The sequence below is a fragment of the Staphylococcus sp. 8AQ genome (assembly GCF_902506595.1).
GTDB lineage: Bacteria > Bacillota > Bacilli > Staphylococcales > Staphylococcaceae > Staphylococcus > Staphylococcus pasteuri.
The window spans coordinates 83,321-107,289 of the sequence record NZ_LR733871.1; the positions used below are offsets into that span (position 1 = coordinate 83,321).

General features: G+C 32.0%; 15 protein-coding genes and 1 pseudogene. 12 read left to right on the forward strand and 4 right to left on the reverse strand.

Annotated features, from left to right (window positions below; translation table 11 throughout):
• Nucleotides 1-175: 175 nt before the first annotated feature.
• The 5 genes from GVY01_RS00455 (at nt 176) to GVY01_RS00475 (ending at nt 6,239) form a co-directional block, all read left to right on the forward strand.
• Nucleotides 176-1,810, forward strand: a complete 1,635-nt coding sequence (locus tag GVY01_RS00455) for a ribulokinase (protein ID WP_017637549.1) — start codon at nt 176-178, stop codon at nt 1,808-1,810.
• A 121-nt stretch (nt 1,811-1,931) separates the two neighbouring features.
• The gene (locus GVY01_RS00460; protein WP_029056357.1) at nt 1,932-2,771 is read left to right on the forward strand and encodes an SDR family oxidoreductase; all 840 of its coding nucleotides are present in this window, start codon (nt 1,932-1,934) and stop codon (nt 2,769-2,771) included.
• A gap of 256 nt (nt 2,772-3,027) precedes the next feature.
• Nucleotides 3,028-3,987 (forward strand): NAD-dependent epimerase/dehydratase family protein, encoded by a 960-nt coding sequence (locus tag GVY01_RS00465; RefSeq protein WP_017637551.1) that lies wholly within the window; start codon nt 3,028-3,030, stop codon nt 3,985-3,987.
• Between the two features lie 252 nt (nt 3,988-4,239).
• Nucleotides 4,240-5,316 (forward strand): branched-chain amino acid aminotransferase, encoded by a 1,077-nt coding sequence (locus tag GVY01_RS00470; RefSeq protein WP_017637552.1) that lies wholly within the window; start codon nt 4,240-4,242, stop codon nt 5,314-5,316.
• Between the two features lie 224 nt (nt 5,317-5,540).
• Nucleotides 5,541-6,239, forward strand: a complete 699-nt coding sequence (locus GVY01_RS00475) for an HAD family hydrolase (protein WP_017637553.1) — start codon at nt 5,541-5,543, stop codon at nt 6,237-6,239.
• Nucleotides 6,240-6,310: 71 nt separating this feature from the next.
• On the opposite strand, the gene GVY01_RS00480 is transcribed toward GVY01_RS00475, so the two are convergent.
• Together GVY01_RS00480 and GVY01_RS00485 are read right to left on the reverse strand one after the other, a co-directional pair.
• A complete protein-coding gene (locus tag GVY01_RS00480) occupies nt 6,311-6,973 on the reverse strand; it encodes a deoxynucleoside kinase (RefSeq protein WP_017637554.1) in 663 nt (220 codons plus the stop codon).
• A 1-nt stretch (nt 6,974) separates the two neighbouring features.
• Entirely contained in the window at nt 6,975-7,583 is a 609-nt protein-coding gene (locus GVY01_RS00485) for a deoxynucleoside kinase (RefSeq protein ID WP_017637555.1), read from the reverse strand.
• 66 nt (nt 7,584-7,649) lie between these two features.
• Here GVY01_RS00485 and tadA point away from each other — a divergent pair, with 66 nt between their 5' ends.
• The 7 genes and pseudogenes from tadA (at nt 7,650) to GVY01_RS00520 (ending at nt 20,588) form a co-directional block, all read left to right on the forward strand.
• The gene (gene tadA / locus GVY01_RS00490; RefSeq protein WP_017637556.1) at nt 7,650-8,132 is read left to right on the forward strand and encodes a tRNA adenosine(34) deaminase TadA; all 483 of its coding nucleotides are present in this window, start codon (nt 7,650-7,652) and stop codon (nt 8,130-8,132) included.
• A gap of 97 nt (nt 8,133-8,229) precedes the next feature.
• The gene (locus GVY01_RS00495; RefSeq protein ID WP_017637557.1) at nt 8,230-9,096 is read left to right on the forward strand and encodes a Cof-type HAD-IIB family hydrolase; all 867 of its coding nucleotides are present in this window, start codon (nt 8,230-8,232) and stop codon (nt 9,094-9,096) included.
• Between the two features lie 27 nt (nt 9,097-9,123).
• Nucleotides 9,124-9,690 (forward strand): NADPH-dependent FMN reductase, encoded by a 567-nt coding sequence (locus tag GVY01_RS00500; protein ID WP_017637558.1) that lies wholly within the window; start codon nt 9,124-9,126, stop codon nt 9,688-9,690.
• A 635-nt stretch (nt 9,691-10,325) separates the two neighbouring features.
• Nucleotides 10,326-14,519 (forward strand): MSCRAMM family adhesin, encoded by a 4,194-nt coding sequence (locus GVY01_RS00505; RefSeq protein WP_159333600.1) that lies wholly within the window; start codon nt 10,326-10,328, stop codon nt 14,517-14,519.
• Between the two features lie 696 nt (nt 14,520-15,215).
• A pseudogene (locus GVY01_RS00510) lies at nt 15,216-18,545 on the forward strand (fibrinogen-binding adhesin SdrG C-terminal domain-containing protein); the annotation flags it as partial.
• Nucleotides 18,546-18,718: 173 nt separating this feature from the next.
• On the forward strand, nt 18,719-20,332 hold the full coding sequence (locus GVY01_RS00515; RefSeq protein ID WP_108017248.1) for a poly(glycerol-phosphate) alpha-glucosyltransferase: 1,614 nt from the start codon (nt 18,719-18,721) through the stop codon (nt 20,330-20,332).
• 19 nt (nt 20,333-20,351) lie between these two features.
• Nucleotides 20,352-20,588, forward strand: a complete 237-nt coding sequence (locus GVY01_RS00520) for a hypothetical protein (RefSeq protein WP_029056365.1) — start codon at nt 20,352-20,354, stop codon at nt 20,586-20,588.
• Between the two features lie 144 nt (nt 20,589-20,732).
• Here GVY01_RS00520 and GVY01_RS00525 read toward each other — a convergent pair whose 3' ends face one another.
• Nucleotides 20,733-21,683: a glycosyltransferase family 2 protein gene (locus GVY01_RS00525; protein ID WP_029056366.1), complete on the reverse strand. Its 951-nt coding sequence runs from the start codon at nt 21,681-21,683 to the stop codon at nt 20,733-20,735.
• Nucleotides 21,680-23,746 (reverse strand): Mur ligase family protein, encoded by a 2,067-nt coding sequence (locus GVY01_RS00530; protein ID WP_159333602.1) that lies wholly within the window; start codon nt 23,744-23,746, stop codon nt 21,680-21,682. The genes GVY01_RS00525 and GVY01_RS00530 overlap by 4 nt, the downstream gene beginning before the upstream one ends.
• Between the last annotated feature and the right edge of the window lie 223 nt (nt 23,747-23,969).

Genomic DNA, 23,969 nt, shown 5'->3' on the forward strand with positions numbered 1-23,969 from the left:
TTTATGTAAATAATGGTAAACGCTTACAGTCATTTGTGTCAATGGTTTTTGCACAAAAATGTTTGTTTTGATGCTTTTTTATGTTTTTTTATTGATTTATTGTTCATTTGTGCGTATCATCTAAAGAAAACGCTTACTTAAACAGAGATGCATACAAAGTATGGGGGTATTAGTAATGAGTTATAGTATTGGAGTAGATTATGGAACAGGCTCAGGTAGAGCTTTTTTAGTTGATACTACAAATGGAAAAATTATAGATAAATATATAAAGCCATATACACATGGCACAATCGAAAAAGATTTAAATGGGGTAAAATTGCCACATAGTTTTTCACTTCAAAATGGTAACGATTATATGGAAGTTTTAGAAGAAGGCGTACCTTATTTAATTCAATCTTCAGGTGTGAAACCAGAAGAAATAGTAGGTATAGGAATAGATTTTACTTCATCAACAGTTATGTTTACTGACGAAAATTTAGAACCTATTCATAATTTACCTGGTTTTGAAAATAATCCACATGCATACGTTAAGTTATGGAAACATCATGGTGCTCAAGCTGAAGCGGACCAATTATTCCAAACTGCTTTAGATAATAAGAGTAGATGGTTAGGTTATTACGGATTTAATGTAAGTAGTGAGTGGATGATTCCAAAAATTATGGAAGTTATGAACAAAGCACCAGAAGTGTTAGATAAAACAGCTAATATAATGGAAGCTGGCGACTGGATTGTTAATAAGTTAACAGGTGAAAATGTTCGTTCGAACTGTGGATTAGGATTTAAATCATTCTGGGAAGAAAATGAAGGATTCCATTATGATTTATTTGATAAAGTGAGTGATCAATTATCAGATGTTGTTCGTGATAAAGTGGATGCACCAATAGTTAAAATTGGCGAAACAGTAGGACAATTATCAGAAGAAATGGCCGAAAAACTTGGTCTTTCTACACAGACTAAAGTAAGTCCATTTATTATAGATGCACATTCAAGTCTATTAGGAATTGGTTCACAACAAGACAAACAAATGACTATGGTTATAGGAACGAGTACATGTCATTTAATGTTAAATGAACAACAACATCAAGTACCAGGTATCTCTGGTTCTGTTAAAGGAGCTATTATTCCTGAATTATATGCTTATGAAGCAGGTCAATCCGCAGTCGGTGATTTATTTGAGTATATTGCCAAACAATCATCAAAAGAGTACGTAGATGAAGCAAATGAAAGAGGTATTTCAATTTTTGAATTATTGAATGAAAAAGTAAAAGATCAAATGCCAGGTGAAAGTGGTCTTGTCGTTTTAGATTGGCATAATGGTAACCGAAGTGTATTAAGTGATAGTAATCTTAAAGGATGCGTATTCGGTATGTCACTACAAACAACACATGAAGAATTATATCGTGCATATTTAGAAGCTACTGCATTTGGTACTAAAATGATTATGCAACAATATCAAAGTTGGAATATGGATGTCGAAGATGTATTTGCTTGCGGCGGAATACCTAAGAAAAATCCTTTAATGATGGATATCTATGCAAACGTGCTTAATAAAAAAGTAACTATTATTGATAGTGAATATGCTCCAGCAATTGGTGCAGCAATTCTTGGTTCTGTTTGTGGTGGTGCTCACCAAAGTTTAAATGAAGCAATTGAATCAATGAAAGAACCTGTATTATATGAAGTGACACCTGATCCAGAAAAAGTAAAACGTTATAAAAAATTATTTAGTGCGTATAAAGAGTTACATGATCTTCATGGTTATAAAAAAGCAAGAATTATGCGCAATGTCGGTAAGTTAATGGAAGCATAAAATGATATATATTTAGCAATGGACACTTAGTGAATTGACAATAGTTAATTTACTAAGTGTTTATTTATGATAAAGAAACATCGAATATATTAAAATATATTGGAAAAGGGAGATGAATAAAATGAAGGTCATGTTAACAGGTGCAACAGGTAATTTGGGCACACATATTACTAATCAAGCCATAGAACATAAAATGAAAGAATTTTATATAGGTGTAAGAAATTTAGATAAGGTACCAACAGATTGGAAAGAACATGTTACAGTAAGACACTTAGATTATTTCAATAAAGAAAGTATGGTTAGTGCTTTTCATGATATTGATACAGTTATTTTTATCCCAAGTATTATACACCCATCTATAAAACGTATTCCAGAAGTAGAGAATCTTGTTGATGCAGCTAAAGAAAGCAGCGTAAAACATATTATATATATTGGATATTATGCAGATCAACACGACAATCCATTTCATATGAGTCCATACTTTGGATATGCAGAACGGTTATTAGCTACAAGTGGTATTGATTTTACGTACGTTAGAATGGCAATGTATATGGATCCTTTAAAACCCTATCTTCCAGAATTGATGAATATGCATAAATTGATTTATCCGGTGGGTGATGGTCGAATTAATTATATTTCAAGACATGATATTGCAAGAGGAATTATCGCTATATTAAATAATCCCAATTCATGGGGGAAACGCTACTTATTATCCGGATACAGTTATGATATGTACGAACTTGCAAATATACTTTCGGAAGTATCGGGAACTAAAATTGAATATGATCCGGTTTCTTTAGAGACATTTGCTAAAATGTATGATGAACCAAAAGGATTTGGTGATTTATTAGCATCAATGTATGAAGCTGGAGCAAGAGGACTTTTAGATCAACAGTCTAATGATTTTGAAATGCTAGTAAATGATAAACCGCAGACATTTAAATCATTTTTAATGAAGTAATTGATAGATAGTGATGATGTTAATATAAAAACATCGTCACTTATTTTTATATTGACCATTTTTGTGTGTTTAATAAATGAATACTGGAAGTACTCAAAAATAAAAGTAATGTTATTCAAATTATTTTAAAATATTAACTTTGTACTCACTATATATACAAGAAAGCGCTTTTATATTACAATATAGATGTAAATAGAATGTTTGTACATACAAGAAAGACAATGAATTTTCTATAAACACAAGGGGAGATTTTATAATGAAGAAAATTATGATTACAGGCGCTTTAGGCCAAATAGGTACTGAATTAGTTGTAAAATGTAGAAAAATTTATGGTACAGATAATGTACTTGCAACAGATATTAGAGAACCAGAAGCGGATTCTCCAGTTCAAGATGGTCCATTTGAAATTTTAGACGTGACTGATCGAGATAAAATGTTTGAATTAGTTGAGAATTTTGGAGCAGATACATTAATGCATATGGCTGCTTTATTATCAGCAACTGCTGAGAAGAACCCAATGTTCGCTTGGGATTTAAATATGGGTGGATTAATGAATGCTCTAGAAGCAGCACGAACATATGACTTACATTTCTTCACACCAAGTTCTATTGGTGCATTTGGTGATTCAACACCTAAAGTTAATACACCACAAGTAACCATTCAACAACCTACAACTATGTATGGTGTTAATAAAGTTGCTGGTGAATTGTTATGCCAATATTACTTCACAAAATTTGGCGTAGATACACGTAGCGTGAGATTTCCTGGCTTAATTTCACATGTTAAAGAACCAGGTGGCGGTACTACAGATTATGCTGTTGAAATCTATTTCAAAGCAGTGAGAGAAAATCATTACACAAGCTATATTGATAAAGGTACATTCATGGATATGATGTATATGGATGATGCAATCGATGCTATTATTCAGTTAATGGAAGCGGATGGAGCAAAATTAGAAACTAGAAATGGCTATAACTTAAGTGCGATGAGTATTGATCCAGAAATGGTTAAAGAAGCCATTCAACAATATTATCCAGATTTCACATTAGACTATGATGTAGATCCTGTCAGAGAGAATATCGCTAAGAGTTGGCCTGATAGCATTGATACGAGTTGTTCACGTGGTGAATGGGGATTCGATCCTAAATATGATTTAGAAAGCATGACTAAATTAATGTTAGAAGCTATTGAAAAGAAAGAAAAAGCTACAAAATAACCCGTTCAATATATATAACGATATAAATACTATTTTTACTCCTTCTAATTATTTTTACATTAGAAGGAGTGTTTTTTATGCTTAATCAGTAAGATAACTTGTAAGATGTAGATGATAGTGTTTAACTTAAGATATATTGTATACATAAGTATTTATTTTGAATTTTCGGAAAACTTATTGAATAGTATTATTTCGATTGCTATAATCTAGTATACATATTTATATTGGTAGCAATATTAGGAGGCCGTTATCATGACAGAACAAGTCAATTTTGAAAAAAGAGAAACATTAAAAGAAAAACCAGATAGTTCTAACTTAGGATTTGGTCAATACTTTACAGATTATATGTTGAGTTATGATTATGATGCTGATAAAGGTTGGCATGATTTGAAAATAGTACCATACGCACCTTTTGAAATTTCACCAGCAGCTCAAGGTTTACATTATGGGCAAGCTGTTTTCGAAGGATTAAAAGCATATAAATATAATGGAGAAGTAGTTTTATTCCGTCCAGACCAAAACTTTAAACGTATTAACAATTCTTTAGCTCGTTTAGAAATGCCTGAAGTAGATGAAGATGTATTATTGGAAGGTTTAAAACAATTAGTAGATGTAGAACGTGATTGGATTCCTGAAGGAGAAGGTCAATCATTATACATTCGTCCATTTGTATTTGCGACAGAAGGTATCTTAGGAGTAAGAGCGTCACAAGCTTATAAATTATTAATTATTTTATCACCTTCAGGCGCTTATTATGGTGGAGATACATTAAAATCAACTAAAATTTACGTTGAAGATGAATATGTTCGTGCAGTAAGAGGCGGAGTTGGTTTTGCTAAAGTAGCAGGTAACTATGCAGCAAGTCTATTAGCACAAACGAACGCTAATAAATTAGGTTATGACCAAGTGCTTTGGTTAGATGGTGTTGAACAAAAATATGTAGAAGAAGTAGGAAGTATGAATATCTTCTTCGTTGAAAATGGTAAAGTTGTTACACCAGCATTAAATGGTAGTATTTTACCAGGTATTACACGTAAATCAATTATTGAATTAGCTCAAGATTTAGGATATGAAGTAGAAGAACGTCGTGTATCAATTGATGAGTTATTTGAATCATACGATAAAGGTGAATTAACTGAAGTATTCGGTACAGGTACAGCAGCAGTTATCTCACCAGTTGGTACTTTACGTTATGAAGACCGTGAAATCGTGATTAATAATAATGAACCAGGTGAAGTTACTCAAAAACTATATAATGAATATACTGGTATTCAAAACGGAACACTTGAAGATCGCCATGGTTGGAGATTTGTAGTTCCAAGATATTAAAATATATAGAGTATGAGCTAGAAGCCTTATAATTTAAAGGTTTCTAGCTTTTTTACATGTGAGAAAGTAATATAAATTTTTATATTCTTCAAATTCATATGAAGTAGAAAAAAGTATATATACGCATGTGTTGTATATAAGTGACTTTTCTATTTTTTTAAGTAAGGTTGTACTACAATGGTATATGTTGAAAGAAAATATAAACATGGAGTGTAGAGATATCAATGGAATGGATACTATTCGATAAAGATGGCACATTAATAGAATTTGATAAAAGTTGGGAAAAGATTGGTATACGTCTTGTCGATAAATTACTAGATACATTTCCTGTACATGATAAAGAAGTTGCACATCGACAACTTGGTATAATGGATGACAAAATTGTACCTGATTCAGTTATGGGTTCGGGTTCATTAGGCGAAATGATTAAATCATTTGATAATATTACAGGACAAGATACTTCTGAATGGGCAAGAAATACAAGTCAAGAATTAGTAGATTCAAGGGAACCAGAAAATAATTGGATTGAAGGCGTGTATGACACAATTGTAGAATTACGAGAAAAAGGTTATAAAATAGGAATCGTTACAAGTGATACAAATAAAGGGGCAACTCAATTTTTAGAAGCAACACAATCCACTAGTTTATTTGACTTAGTTATTTCTACAGAAACACATGCTGAAGAAAAGCCTAATCCTAAAGTATTGGATCCATTATTTGACGCTTATAATGTTAAACCTGAACAAGTTGCTATCGTCGGCGATACAGCAAATGATATGAAGACTGCGATAAATGCCCACCTAGGATTAAGTATTGGTGTTTTAACAGGTATTGCTAAAGAAGAAGAACTCCATGAGGCAGATGTTATAGTAGAAAGTGCTAAAGAAGTTAAAAATGTCATTGATCAATTTTCACAAAAATAATTAAAAAGCGCCAATATAGACGTCTTTATCAAAAAGATATCTATATTGGCGTTAAATTTTATATTCCTTTTTTATCTAGGGTCAGTTTCTCTATATGTTTTAATAACATGAGCAATTTTTTCAATAATAGGGTTTAATGAATCTGGGTCATTATGCACATCATAGTCGTTAATGTTAACGCGGACAACAGGACAAGCGTTAAAACTATTGATCCAATTATCATAACGTTTAAATAGTTTTTGCCAGTATTCAGGGTCAGTATTAATTTCAATATCACGACCACGTTCTTTAATTCTCTCTATGACTTCATCATAGTTACATTCCAAATAAATAAGCACATCAGGCTTTGGAAAATAAGGTGTCATAACCATAGCGTTAAATAGTTCAGAGTATGTTTGAAAATCAGCTTCACTCATTGTACCTTGTTCTTCATGCATTTTCGCAAATATATCAACATCTTCATATATTGAACGATCTTGTACAAAACCGCCTCCATATTCAAACATTCGTTTTTGTTCTTTAAAACGTTCTGCTAAAAAATAAATTTGTAGATGAAAACTCCAGCGCTCAAAGTCATTATAGAATTTATCCAAGTAAGGATTGTGTTCTACGTTCTCAAATGAAGTTTTAAAATTTAATTTATCTGCCAAAGCTTGAGTGAGTGTTGATTTACCTACTCCAACTGTACCTGCAATTGTAATAATAGCATTTTGTGGTATGTCAAACGAATTCATTTTATATATCTCCAATCATTGATTTTACTTGTTTTAAAATACCTTGGTAATCATCTTCATTATTAACAAAGTCTAGTTTAGTCGTATCAATGAATAATGTATTTACGTTTGTATTTTGTAAAGACTCATAAAAATTATGATAGTCATGTTTCAAAGCTAATAAGTAATCATCTTCAATTTGGTGCTCAAAACTACGATTACGTTTAGCTATTCTCGCCTTAAGCGTTTCTAATTCTGCATCTAAAAATATAACAGTATCAGGCATCGACAAATCTTCGGTGAGTATGTCATATATACGTGTGAATTTATTAAATTCTTCAGGTTGTAGTGTATTTTTCGCAAAAATTTTATTTTTATAAATATGTGCGTCACTAACAATACCTTTATGTTTAAAGTTGATATCTTGAAATTGTTTATATCTATTACATAAAAAGAACATTTCAGTTTGGAAACTCCATTTTGAAATATCTTCATAAAAATCTGATAAAAAAGGATTTTCATCAACAATTTCTTTTTCTTCATAAAAATCTAATGATTGACTTAATTTGTGTGCAAGGGAAGATTTACCAACACCTATTGGACCTTCAATTGCGATAAATGGTTTATTCATATTCACTTCTCCAAATGTTAAGATAGACAGTGAGTATTGTAACACAAGTGAGGTGTCTGGACACGAATGGAAACTGATGAATATTATATGAAAATTGCAATAGAAGAAGCCCAAAAAGCTGAACAGTTAGGTGAAGTGCCTATCGGTGCTGTTATAGTTAAAAATCATCAAATTATAGCTCGTGCACATAATCTAAGAGAAACTATGCAACAACCCACTGCACACGCTGAACATTTAGCCATTGAGCGTGCCGCTGAAGTTTTAGGAAGTTGGCGTCTTGAAGATTGTACTTTATTTGTAACACTTGAACCATGTGTTATGTGTGCGGGCACTATAGTAATGAGTCGCATTCCTTCTATTAAATATGGTGCTGCAGATCCTAAAGGTGGTTGTTCGGGTAGTTTAATGAATTTATTGAATCAACCGAATTTTAATCACAGAGCACAAGTAGAAAGCGGATTGTTAGAAGCAGAGTGTGGTAATCTACTGAGAAAATTTTTTAAAAATTTAAGAGAAAAGAAAAAATCAGACAAACGGGCTATTCAATAGATACAAAAGAATTTGTTAAAATAGAATAGTAAAGCAAGTGTTTGATTGTAAATAAATTATCTAGATAATAAATAATAGAATGGAACGAGGTTAACGAATGATTAAGTTAATAGCAACAGATATGGATGGTACGTTATTAAATGCATCTCATGAAATTTCTCCAGAGAATCAACAAGCAATTCGATATGCTCAAGAACAAGGTATTACTGTAGTCATCGCAACTGGTAGAGCTTTTTATGAAGCAAATACACCAGTAGCTGATACAGACTTGAAAGTGCCGTATATTTGTTTGAACGGGGCGGAAGTTCGCGATGAAACATTTAATATTATGAGTACCTCTCATCTCAATCATGAATTAGTTAATAAAGTGACTTCAAAATTAAAAGATGAAGGTATATACTACCAAATTTACACTAATAGAGGTATTTATACTGAAAATCCTCAAAAAGACTTAGATATTTATATAGATATTGCTGAACGTGCTGGTCAACAAGCAGATGTTGAAAAGATAAAAGCAGGAATTCAAAAACGTATTGATAATGGAACTTTAAAAGTCGTCGAAAGTTATGATGATATAGAGGATATTCCAGGTGAATTAATCATGAAAGTATTAGCTTTTAATCCAGATTTAGAAAAGATGGACCGTATTGGACAAGAACTTGCGGCATCACCAAACCTTGCTATTTCATCTTCTTCAAGAGGAAATTTAGAAATTACTCATTCAGATGCACAAAAAGGTATTGCATTAGAAACAATTGCTGAACGATTAGGAGTCAAAATGGAAAACGTAATGGCAATTGGCGATAACTTAAACGACGTTTCTATGTTAGAACGAGTGGGATATCCTGTTGCTATGGACAATGCAGCACCAGAAGTAAAAGCTATCGCAAAGTATACAACTGACACTAATGAAAATAGTGGTGTAGGGAAAGCAATCATGAAACTGATTAATGACAATCAATAATATAGCTAAAAAGGAGTTAACAAGATAATGAAAGGACTAGCAATAATAGGAAGTGCACAATTGGGGTCTCATACAAGTGCCTTAGCCCAATATTTACAAGGACAATTTGAAGAACATGATGTCGAATTGGAAATTTTTGATTTAGCTAAAAATCCAATCCATCAATTGGACTTTGCAGGTACAACACAAGCAACTGATGAAATTAAACGAAACGTGGATATGTTACAAAGCAAAGCTATGGAATCAGATTTCTTTATACTAGGAACACCTAATTATCATGGCTCATTTTCAGGTATTTTAAAAAATGCATTAGATCATTTAAATATGGATTATTTTAAAATGAAACCTGTTGGTCTAATTGGTAATAGTGGAGGAATAGTAAGCTCAGAACCACTTTCACAATTACGGATTATCGTTAGAAGCTTATTAGGAATAGCAGTTCCAACACAAATTGCTACACATGATAGCGATTATGCTAAATTGGATGATGGTACTTTATACTTAGAAGATGACGAATTTCAATTACGTGCAAGATTATTTGTCGACCAAATTGTTTCATTCGCTAATAATAGCCCATATGATCATTTGAAATAAACAATTATATAAATTACTAACTTAACTCAAACAAATATTTGATAAGGGTTTGAATTATTCAGAACTCTATCATTATTGTTTGAGTTTTATTATGTTTAAAAAGTAATTTGTTTGTAAATTCTATACATTTTTAGAATTAAGTTATTTAATTTTATGGCATTTTTATGATTGATATTCTTTTAAAAAGATTATAAAATAATGTTATTAAATCATTGGAAGTCATTTCTTGGCTTGCAATATCTAATGAAACGCTACAATTAAATATTAAAAGTACAATTGTAATTAAGCATATAGTATACATATAACGATAATCCTTTTAATTGTTAAATTTTGTGTCCAATTTTTTAGAGAGAAACGATTGAACTTGTAATCACTAACTCTAACTAGACATTGAACAATTGAGAGGATAATTTTTTTGTAATTATTTTGTAAATTAAGTTTACTAAAATTTGAAGTGTTTTTAAATTTTAGTAAATAAAAATAAGAACAATTAAACATAACGAATATATTTGTTTATATACAAAAATAAATAAGCGTTGCAAAACAATATTGTTTATATTATATTTGAGATGACAACGATATGTATAAATATATGGTTGTTACATATAATTTTTAAAAGTAGCTAGGAGGAAAATATGAAAAAAAGACTAGATTTTTTACCTAACAAATTGAACAAATATTCTATCAGAAAATTCACAGTAGGAACCGCATCAATATTAGTAGGAGCTACATTAGTATTTGGTGTTGGAAACCAAGAAGCTAAAGCAGCTGAAAATACTACTGAAGAGTCGTCAGCACAAACAAGTGAAGATACGTCCTCACAAGATGATGCTGTGAAACAAAAAGATGTTGTTCAAACAAACGAACAAACTACAAATAACAATGATCGTCCCGAACAAACAGATCTAACTAAAGAAAATAACGTAACAGAAGAACAATCTACACAAGAAGATTCAAAAGCAAATTCTTCTGAAGAACAAGTAACAAAAGAAGATGCTGCTAAAGAATCTACAACACAAGCAAACACTAAAGAAGAATCAACAACAGAAAGACCAAAAGTAGAAACAACTAAAGAGGAATCAACGACAGAAGACACAAAAGCAGATGCTATTAAAGAAGAACCGACAAAAGAGGCACCAAAAGCAGAAACAACTAAAGAAGAATCAACAACAGAAGACACACAATCAAACACTACTAAAGAACAACCAACACAAGAAGCGCCAAAAGCTGAGACTACTACAGAACAAACCCCAGAATCAAATCAAACTGATTCAAAAGAAACTACTTCAGAAGAAACATCTCAAACAAAAACTCAATCTCAAAATTCACAAAAAACAAATAATTCACAAGACGTTGACACTGTAGTTAACGATGTTCAAAATGCTACAACAACACAAGATAAACAAGATGCTTTAACTAATTATATTGCTGATGCAAATAACACAAGTAAAGCAGATGCTAAAGCACAAGTTGAAAACTTAGATTTAGACTTTAATAATATTGATAAAAATACATTATTAAATGCATTAGCTAAAGATTATTCAAATAAGAAAGAATCAGAAACAACTTATGCTACTGAACGCTCTATAACTTCTACACCAAAAACTGTAAGTCGTTTAGCTGTAAGAAAATTAGCTGCTGCAAAACAAGGTACGAATGTAAATAATAAAGTACATTTTTCTAATATTGATATAGCTATTGATAAAGGTCATACAAATACTCAAACAGGCAATAAAGAATTTTGGGCAACATCAAGTGATGTATTAAAAGTAAAAGCTGATTACACAATAGATGATGATGTACATGAAGGCGATCAAATGACCTTTAAATACGGTCAATATATCCGTCCAGGTTCAGTGACTTTACCTACTACAGAACAAAATTTATATGATGAAAATGGAAGATTAGTTGCTAAGGGAGTTTATGATAGCGCGTCTAATTCGACAACGTATACGTTTACTAACTATGTAGATCAATATAATAATATTAAAGGTAGTTTTGAAAAAGTTGCTTTTGCCAAAAAAGAAAGTGCAACTACAGATAAAACATCTTATCCTATGCAAGTGACATTAGGAAGTGACTCATATTCAAAAAATGTAATTGTAGACTATGGTAATAAAAATGTTCCGATTATTTCTAGTACTAATTATATAGAAAATGATACATTAGCACGTCATATGACTGCATATATTAACCAACCTAAAAGTACATTTACTACTGAGAAATTCAAAACTAATTTAACTGGATTTAAGTTTGATCCTAGTAAAAATAATTTCAAAATTTATGAAGTAACTAATCAAAATCAGTTTGTTGATAGTTTTGCACCTAATACTGCAAACCTTAAAGATGTAACTAGTAATTTTAAAATAAATTATAGTAATAATAATCAAACTGCGACGATTGACTTATTAAATGGAGCTAAAAGTAGTAATAAGCAATATATTATTCAACAAGTAGCTTACCCTCAAGATAGTTCTACAGACACTAATGGTAAAATTGATTATAAATTAGAAACAAATGAAAAATCTTATGGATGGTCAAATTCATATGCTGCTGTAGCAGGTTCTTCTACTGCAACTGGAGATGCCAAAAAATATTCACTAGGCGACTATGTATGGGAAGATACAAATAAAGATGGTAAACAAGATGATACAGAAAAAGGTATTGAAGGTGTATATGTAATTCTTAAAGATAGTAAAGGTCAGGAAATTGACCGTACTACTACAGATGCTTCTGGTAAATATCAATTTGATAACTTACAAAATGGCACATATACAGTTGAGTTTACAACTCCAGATGGTTATACGCCAACAACTGCAAACGCTGGTAACGATGATACCGTGGATTCAGATGGATTAACTGTTACAGGCGTTATTAAAGATGCTAATAACTGGACATTAGATAGTGGTTTCTATAAAACACCTAAATATAGTTTAGGTGATTATGTATGGAAAGATACAAATAAAGATGGCAAACAAGATGATACAGAAAAAGGTATTCCAGGCGTAACTGTAACATTAAAAGATAAAGACGGTAATGTACTTAAAACAACAACTACAGATGAAAATGGTAAATATCGTTTTGATGATTTAGATAGTGGAGATTATATTGTTCATTTTGATAAACCTGAAGGACTTACTCAAACAACTACTAATTCTGGTGAAGACGATAAAGACGCTGATGGTGAAGATGTCCATGTAACTATTACTGATCATGATGATATGACTATAGATAATGGTTACTATGATGATGACTCAGATTCAGACTCCGATGCAGACAGTGATGCGGACTCAGACTCAGATGCGGACAGCGATGCAGATTCAGACTCCGATGCAGACAGTGATGCGGACTCAGACTCAGATGCGGACAGCGATGCAGACTCAGACTCCGACGCGGATAGCGATGCAGACTCAGATGCAGATAGCGATGCGGACTCCGACTCCGATGCAGATAGCGACGCAGATTCAGATTCAGACGCAGACAGCGATGCAGATTCAGACTCCGACGCAGATAGTGATGCGGACTCCGACTCCGATGCAGACAGTGATGCGGACTCAGACTCAGATGCGGACAGCGATGCAGACTCAGACTCCGACGCGGATAGCGATGCAGACTCAGATGCAGATAGCGACGCAGATTCAGACTCCGACGCAGATAGTGATGCGGACTCAGACTCCGACGCGGACAGTGATGCGGACTCAGATTCAGATGCAGATAGTGATGCGGATTCCGACAGCGATGCGGATTCCGACTCAGATGCAGATTCCGACGCAGACAGCGATGCGGATTCAGATTCCGACGCAGACAGCGACGCAGATTCAGACTCAGATGCAGATAGTGATGCCGATGCAGATTCAGACGCAGACAGCGATGCAGATGCAGATTCCGATGCCGACAGCGACGCAGATAGCGATGCCGATTCAGACTCCGATGCAGACAGTGATGCGGACTCAGATTCCGACGCAGATAGCGATGCAGACTCAGATGCTGATTCAGACAGCGATGCCGATGCAGATTCCGACGCAGACAGCGATGCGGACTCCGACTCCGACGCAGACAGTGATTCCGACTCAGATAGCGATTCTGATTCAGACAGCGATTCCGACGCAGATAGCGATTCAGATTCAGATAGCGACTCAGACTCAGATAGCGATTCAGACAGTGACTCCGACTCAGACAGCGATTCGGATTCAGACAGCGATTCAGACAGTGACTCCGACTCAGATAGTGACTCAGATTCAGATAGCGATTCAGACTCAGACAGTGATTCAGACTCAGACAGCGACTCCGATTCAGATAGCGATTCCGACTCAGACAGTGACTCAGACTCAGACAGCGATTCAGATTCAGATAGCGATTCCGACTCAGACAGCGATTCGGATTCAGACAGCGATTCCGACTCAGACAGTGACTCAGATTCCGATAGCGATTCAGATTCAGACAGCGATTCCGACTCAGATAGCGACTCAGATTCAGACAGCGACTCAGATTCAGACAGCGATTCAGACTCAGACAGCGACTCAGACTCGGATAGCGACTCAGATTCAGACAGCGACTCTGATTCAGATAGCGATTCAGACTCAGACAGCGACTCAGATTCAGATAGCGATTCCGACTCAGACAGTGACTCAGACTCAGACAGCGATTCAGATTCCGACGCAGATAGTGATGCGGACTCAGATTCAGACAAAGATCATTCAGATGATAAAGCATTACCAGAAACTGGTGAAGAATCAAATTCAAATAATGCAACATTATTCGGATCTTTATTTGCTGGTTTAGGCTCGCTATTCTTATTTGGTAGTCGACGTAAAAAAGAAGATAAATAAGAAACCCATTTTAAAAGTGCTACTAGTTACCATAAGGAGGTAATTAGTAGCATTTTCATATTTATTCTTATTAAGATAAAGTAATAAAAATAATTGTTATACAACTAATTTCAGTTTTAAAATGAATATGTTTTTGAATTTTTAATGAAATACAAAAATGTTTTAATAAAGTGTAAAAATATTAAGTTTAACTTAATATTTAACGTTGACTAACATTTAAAAAGTTTATATAATTTTAAATGCAAACGATTGAGGTTAATTGGTGAAAGAAATTATGTGAAGTATTTTGTCAATTGATTAAAGAACATAAAATAATTAAATATCTCAAATAACAACTATATAAATCTAGATAATCCTTTTGAATGTTATATTTAGAAAAGATAAATATAAGGCAGATCGGTTACCCAAATATTTATGTCATTTCTAAATAAAAAATAACGTCTATAATAAAGAGGATTATTTTTTTATACATTATAAGCATTTATTTTTTATGTAAAAACAATAAATGGTATGGAATTTTCTGTTTTAAAAGAGAAGTTTTGACCTTGCATTCTTTAATTTAATTATTTATTATAGTATTTTGTGTATATTAAATGTTGTAAAATTTGATTGTTTATATTATTATTTAAAGCGACAGCTACTAATTTTTAAGTGGTTGTTACATACAGTTATTAAGAAGTAAGTAGGAGGAAATATATGAAAAAAAGAATGGATTTTTTACCTAACAAATTGAACAAATATTCTATCAGAAGATTTACAGTAGGGACTGCATCAATATTAGTAGGGGCTACTCTATTATTCGGTCTTGGAAATCAAGAAGCTAAAGCAGCGGAAAATAGTACAGAAGAGACGTCAACACAAGCAAGTGAAGATACACCTTCACAAGATGATGCTGTTAAACAAAAAGGCGACGTTCAAACAAGTGAACAAACTAAAAACAATAGTGATATTCCTGAACAAACGGATGTAACAAACGATAATAATGCATCAGAAGAACAAATTACTCAAGAAGATTCGAAAACAAATAATTCTGAAGAGTCATCAACACAAGAAGACTCAAGAGTAGATACAACTAAAGAAGAACCAACAAAAGAGGTACCAAAAGTAGAAGAAACTGAAGAACAAACAACAACAGAAGATTCAAAAGCAAGTACTACTAAAGAAGAATCAGCAAAAGAAGCACCAAAAGCAGAAACAACTAAAGAGGAATCAACGACAGAAAATTCAAAAGCAAGTACTACTAAAGAAGAATCAGCAAAAGAAGCACCAAAAGCAGAAGAAACTGAAGAACAAACAACAACAGAAGGTTCAAAAGCAAACACTACTAAAGAACAATCAACTGAAGAAGCACCAAAAGCTGAGACTACTGCAGAACAAACTCCTGAATCAACTCAAACTGATTCAAAAGAAACTACTTCAGAAGAAACACCTCAATTAAAAACTCAATCTCAAAATTCACAAAAAACAAATAATTCACAAGACGTTGATACTGTAGTTAACAATGTTCAAAATGCTACAACAACACAAGATAAACAAGATGCTTTAACTAATTATATTGCTGATACTAATAACACAAGCAAAGAAGATGCTAAAGCACAAGTTGAAGACTTAGATTTAGACTATAATAATCTTGATGAAAATACATTATTAAGTGCATTAGCTAAAGATTATTCAAATAAAAAAGAAGCTACATCAACATATGCAAATGCTCGTGCCTCTGAATCTACTGCTAAACCAGTTAAGAAATTTGCTGTAAGAAAATTAGCGGCCGAAGCAACTGGTAAAAATGTAGATAATTTAATTACAGTTACAAATCAAAAAATAACTGAAGGTCAGAATAATGATAAAGTTATAAGATCACATGATGGTGAACATATCATTTATGATTCAGACTTAGCAATAGATGATCAAGTTAATAGTGGAGACACAATGACAATTGATTATGACCCACATACAATACCTTCAGATTTAACAAATGATTATTCAGTTCCAGATATAGTAGATACTGCAGGAGATATAATTGCGACAGGAACTTTCGATGAAAATACTAAGAGAGCTACTTATACATTTACAGATTACGTTGATAATCACAATAATGTTACAGGATCATTATCTTTATCATCTTATATAGATAAGGCAACGGTTCCGAATAGAAATACTGACTTAGATCTAACATTTAAAACTGCTGGTAAATCATATGATGACCAATACAGAGTTGTATATCAAAATCCAATGGTTGAAGGGGATTCTAATATACAAAGTATCTTTTCAAGATTAGACCAAGAAAATAAGACAGTTGAACAAACAGTTTATGTTAATCCATTAAGAAAATCAGCTAGAAATACTGAAGTAATAGTTGATGGTAATGGTATTAGCGGACAAACAATTATTGATGATGATACTGAAATTAAAATATATAGAGTTGGTTCTAACCAAACATTACCAGATAGTAATAAAATATACGACTATAGTAAGTATGAAGATGTTACAGATCAATATCCTATTACAATAACTGGAGACAATAAAGCTTCAATAGCCTTTGGAGATATTAATTCTGCATATATTATTAAAGTAGTAAGTAAATATGAAGAAGAACCTGATGGTAGTGTGAACGCTCAACAAGCAGTTCACATGATTACTGAAAATAAAATTTATGGAACTGATGATACAGCTTCATATGGTAACAATATAACTTTCTCTGAAAGTAATGGTAATGGTGATGGTGACGATACTGATTCTGATGCAGATGCAGACGCAGATAGCGATGCAGACTCAGATTCTGATGCAGATAGCGATGCGGATTCAGACTCAGATGCAGACAGTGATGCGGATTCAGACTCAGATGCAGATAGCGATGCAGACTCAGATTCTGATGCAGATAGCGATGCAGACTCAGACTCAGATGCAGATAGCGATGCAGATTCAGATTCTGATGCCGACAGTGATGCGGATTCAGACTCAGATGCAGACAGTGATGCGGATTCAGACTCAGATGCCGACAGTGATGCGGATTCAGACTCAGATGCAGATAGCGATGCGGACTCAGACTCAGATGCAGATAGCGATGCAGATTCAGATTCTGATGCAGACAGTGATGCGGATTCAGACTCAGATGCAGATAGCGATGCAGACTCAGATTCTGATGCAGATAGCGATGCAGACTCAGATTCTGATGCAGATAGCGATGCGGACTCAGACTCAGATGCAGATAGCGATGCCGATTCAGATTCAGATGCCGACAGTGATGCGGACTCAGATTCAGATGCCGACAGCGATGCCGATTCAGATGCAGATAGCGATGCGGACTCCGACTCCGATGCAGATAGCGACGCAGATTCAGATTCCGACGCAGACAGCGATGCTGATTCAGATTCCGATGCCGACAGCGACGCAGACTCAGACTCAGATGCCGACAGCGATGCAGACTCAGATTCTGACGCAGATAGCGATGCGGACTCAGACTCAGATGCCGACAGCGATGCAGACTCAGATTCAGATGCCGACAGCGATGCAGACTCAGACTCAGATGCCGACAGTGATGCGGACTCAGATTCAGATGCCGACAGCGATGCAGACTCAGATTCAGATGCCGACAGTGATGCGGATTCAGACTCAGATGCAGATAGCGACGCAGACTCAGACTCAGATGCAGATAGCGATGCAGACTCAGATTCTGATGCAGATAGCGATGCGGATTCAGACTCAGATGCAGATAGCGATGCAGACTCAGATTCAGATGCAGATAGCGACGCTGATTCAGACTCCGATGCGGATAGCGATGCTGATTCAGACTCAGATGCCGACAGTGATGCAGACTCGGACGGTTTTATAGAATACGAAGGAGATAGTGATGCCGATGGTGATGCAGATTATGAGTCAGATTCAGATGCAGACTCAGACAATGATAAAGATCATTCAGATGATAAAGCATTACCAGAAACTGGTGAAGAATCAAATTCAAATAATGCAACATTATTCGGATCTTTATTTGCTGGTTTAGGCTCGCTATTCTTATTCGGTAGACGCCGTAAAAAAGATGCAGAAAACAAGTAATAATTAAATATTATTCAAATATTAAGTATGATAAGGAGCCAGGTCAATGAGACCTGGCTTTATTTAAAATAAAAAACAAAATTACATAAAATTAACTAATATTGTTATAATTAAAAGCATAAAGAGTTTAAAGTACGGAGGGTAATATGAATATAGAAAGTAAAATTAAGTATTTAGTAGAATTTATAAAAAATAAAGAAATTATTAAAAAGTATGTTTTTTTGAGTTTGGGGAAACCAAATGTTAAAGCTCAAGTGAAAATTATAAAAAGAACTAATTATTTAGAAAGAGAAATAATTAAAATATGTCAAAAATATAAGAAACAAGCAGGCGAGTTTCCAACTTGGATTAAACTAGATATTGTTACTAATTATGAAACTGTTCTTTTTAAAGACTTAAAAAAAGAAATGATTAATACGAGACGAAATTATATCGATTTTGGAATATCATTAGATAAAAATTGGAATGTTACATTCTTACCTGAAGAAATTAATGTCAATGCATTTGTTAGACCGTCTAAAAAGACAAAGGAGTTTTATTTGTCAGAAGATAATATTAATAACTATATTAGAAAATACACTAATTATAAACGACCATATTCACATGAATTGTATGAATCTAAAGAAGTTATTAAATTTTATACAAAGTCTTATTTTTTGGATGATGATCAAGTATATGAGCTAGAATCAAAGGGTTATAAGAAAGGTCTAAGAAAGATTGATAATTTAAACGATGAAATCGATCAATTAATAAATAGTAGTGCTCATTTTTTAGAAAATATGTTAGAAGATAATGGTAAATTTAAATATGGATATTTTCCACATTTCGATAAAGAGATAGGATTTTATAATATTTTACGACATTCATCATCAACTTATGCATTAATTGAAGGTTTAAATTATATGAATGAATCTCTTGAATCAACAGAAAAAGCTATAGAGTATATTATTGAAAATCATATTTATGAAGTTAATGGAAATGCTTATGTATTTGATAATACTAAAAACGCAAATGAAATTAAACTAGGTCAAAATGCGTCGTTTATTTTTGCTGTTTGTGAATACTTAAAAAAACAACAAAATCCATATTATCTAGAAGCTGCTCAAAAAGTAGCTAAAGGAATTCTGTCTATGATTGATGAAAATACTTGGGATACTACCCATGTTTTAAACTATCCAGATTTATCAGTTAAAGAAAAATTTAGGATCGTTTATTATGATGGAGAAGCAGCATTGGCTTTAATGCGTTTATATCAACAAGATCATAATGAAAAATGGTTGAATACTGTTAAGAGTTTAGTGGATCAATTTATTTCTAAAGATTACTGGAAATATCATGACCATTGGTTAGGTTATTGTACGAATGAACTTGTCCAAATCAGTCCAGAACAAAAATATTTTGAATTTGGTATTAAGAATGTAAGTACACATTTAGATTATATTAAAAATAGAGAGACAACTTTTCCAACATTTCTAGAAATGCTAATGGCTACATATAAATTAGTTCAAAAAGCTAAGGCAGAGGGATATGAAGATTTAGTTAATTCACTCATTGATGAACAAAAATTGATAGATATTATCCACGTAAGAGCTAATTATCAAAGAACTGGATTCTTTTATCCAGAATTAGCAATGTATTTTAAAAATCCTTCAAGAATATTGGGTAGTTTCTTTATCAAACACCATGGTTATAGAGTGAGGATCGATGACATTGAACACTATCTTTCAGGATATGTTCAGTATCAAAATGTTTTTAAATAAAGACCAAGGAGTATAAGTTATGGATAATAAAGAGAACGAAAAAAATATTAATAATGATGATGAAAAATCTGAATTAGATAAAGAAATTGAAGCTGAATTAATTGAATATATGAATAGTGATAAAAAAGAAGAAAAAGAAGAAAAAAAGAAATATAAAACAGCTGGATTTATTGTTGCATTAGTCATTGCAATCTTATATATGGTTAAATTCGCTAAGCATTTTATGTATATTGATTTGCATTCACTAATACATTAAAATGGCTTAGTTATTAAATATATGATTGTACTTATAGTGTTACAAAGAATTAACAAAAATGAGCACTAAGACGGTTTTTTATAAAAACCATCTTAGTGCTTTTTGATTGTTATTATTAATTATATTTGGTTTGGAAATATTTAACTATTGGTACTTGTCATATTTTCCCAAAAATAAATTTTCAATGAATGTAATAGACTTTTCTGAAATGAATGGATTACGTAATAATTTAATTAATGTTTTTTTTGTATGTTTAAATAATCTCATTGGAGCATATTGACCTCGTTGAATCATGTCAACATAACGGTTTAAAAATATAGTAAGCAAATCTTGCTTTCTTTGTTGAGAAATATTATTTTGGTTCACTATAAAATCATACACAGCAGAATATATTTTCACTGCATCTCGAGGAGGCGTAGATGAATTTGACAATGCAACATCATCTTGAGCTTCATAAAAATAATAATCTTTTTCATAGCCTAAAATGGTTATATAATTAACTACACTGTATACTTGCATTAAAAACCAATTATCTTCACGTACTTTTATATCTTTTGGAAAGCGAATATTATAATCCTCGATAATAGATCTTTTAATAAATTTACCTATAACATTTAAACTATTATAAAGTTTAGTATTTTCAAATATTAAATCAGATTTTGTATATTTGCATGAAAAGGCGGATCGACTTATAGGTCTATTGCTATTTATTGCTCTGAAATAAGGCATGCATATCATATCATTATTAGTTGTATTTGCAATTTCCATTGCATCGCTTATAGAATAAGGTGTAATGTAATCATCTGAATCAATAAATAATACCCATTCTCCGTTAGCGTTATCCAGTGCTTTATTACGAGGAACTGAAGCGCCACCTGAGTTCATATTACTTTCTAAAATAATTAGATTAGGTATTAATGATTTAAATTGTTCAACTACTTTTAAAGAGTTATCTGTAGATTTATCATCAGAAATAATAACTTCAATTTTATCTAAATTATAATCTTGTTCAGCAATTTTAGTTAACAGTCTGGCGATTGTGCTTTCTCTATTATATAAAGGAACAATTATGGAAACATCTATTTTATTATTCATTTTACATCTCCTGTATAGTGAAATAATATTTCTTTCGCTTCATTTTCATTTGCAAATGATGTGAAAATGATTGTTTTATTATCTCCACGAATAAATCCACTTTTATATTTTAAACCTATTAAGAAGTAATTGTTGAATTTAAATAAACTATATTTATAATTTTTGTAAATATTGAATAAGTCTCCAACAGTAAAGCTTTGTCTCTCTTTAACTCTGAATCTACCTGTTAAATTGATAGCGATAGAATTACTTAAATTAAATTTATTAATTGCAAAATTTGTATATTTCTTTCTATTTGCAAAATTTTCAAATAAATAATCTACAAGTTCATATGTTTCTGACGGATGTGGCCCTTTAGTCATTGAAGATAGCAAACTAAATACATTTACTTTTTTTCCTTTGAAAAATGTTGAGTTATTAGTTACCCATTCTTGTAACTCTAATTCTTCGTTTTGAGCATTTTCATCAATTGCATTCATGTAATAAAGCAGTGGACCCATGCCTTCAACTGTCATAGAATTTTCTGTATTATATTCGTGTTCGATTTTACTAGTTACATTATCGACAATAATATAACTTTTTCCTGCTTTACTTATTGAAGAAAATAACTCTTCTTCATTTTGTAAATTCATTCTTTTTAATATATGTGGAAGAGTTTTAGCGATTTCAGGAAACTCAGTACCACCACTTGAAGATTTTAATAATGTAATTGAATCTGAATTACATAAATATTTTAAATCATTAATCATTAATTCTTTGTTTGGGTACCATGTAATATTTTTATTATTAATTTTATTAACTACAGGTCTTAAATCATCATCTAAACAAAGAATATGATCAGCATTTGAATTAGTTAAATATGGTATTAATTCCTGATGGATTTCTTTAGACTTATGCCCTAAATCATTAATTTTCCCTATTGCAATAATTTTATTGCCACTAAAGAATTGAGTCTGACTATCAAAAGCTTTTATTGCATTTATCATGGCAGGAAGTGAAGCATTATGAGTATCATCAATTAATGTTAACTGATGAGATTTTGTTATAACTTTTTTCATTTTTAATATTTTAGAGAATGGTTTAAAATCATAAAGATGTTTAGGTTTAATAGGCACATTTAAATTTTTCATGATAAGTAATGCACCTAATGTATTTGAAATCATACCATCACTTATTGTATTGATTTGATACTCATTAATATCATGATTATTTTCAATACCAATTTGAATAGCACCTTTTAAATAATTTATATATGATGGTGCTAGATCAGAAGGTTTAGTATTATCTATTGAATAAGTCTGTACATTTTCTGTGAATTGTGAAGCTTGTTGCTTTAAATAATCTAAGAACATTGTGTCGCCATTAATAATAGCTATGCCGTTTTTATTGAGACCTGCAAAAATTCGAGCTTTTAGCTCAGCGATTTCATGAATACTTTTGAATGTTGAATAATGTGCAGCACCAATTCCAGTAATAACGGCAATATCTGGTTTGAGATATAATGCTGTGTTTTCCCTATGATTGATAGCATTAAGAGAAGTTTCAATTACGGCAAAGTCAGGATTTTTAATCAATTTTAGCATATTAGCATAAATAGCGGCTCTAATATTATTATTCCCTCTATTTTCAAGAACATTATAATCTTGCAGTAAAGAAGAAGTTAGCATTCTAGTTGAACTTTTCCCCATCGATCCTGTAATAGCTATAACTGGATTTTTATATTGGTTTCTTATGTAAGTTGCAAGTTTTTTAATGGCTTTAACAGAATCATGAACGATAAGTTGAGGAATTTTATGTTCCATATTTTCAACGTATTTTTCAGTAATTATTAAGCCAATATTTTCGTTAGATTTATCAATTAAATCATTTCCATCTGGAGCGTTTTTACTTCTCCCAAGTTCTTTCCACCAAGTTTCTTTGTTTGGAGAAAAGTAAGCAGTATTTTTAGATTTGACAAAGCTATAAATAGTTTCAAAATCGTTAATTTCTTTATTTAATTCATTTGGTTCAACATCATACAAAGAGCCTTCTATAATATTTGATATATCTTTAATTGTTAACATAATAATCCCCTTAAACTCCCTACACTTTTTAATAGCATTTTTATTTAAAAATATTAATAAAAATAGGATAACTTAAATTTTAAAATAAATCTTCAATAATTATATCATGATATTGTGTGTGATTTAAGTGATTTATATAATTTAAGGATAATTGTTTTAAAATTCTAACTATTTGTGGTAGCGCTTACAAATAAATGTGTGATAAACTACATACAAGTGTAAA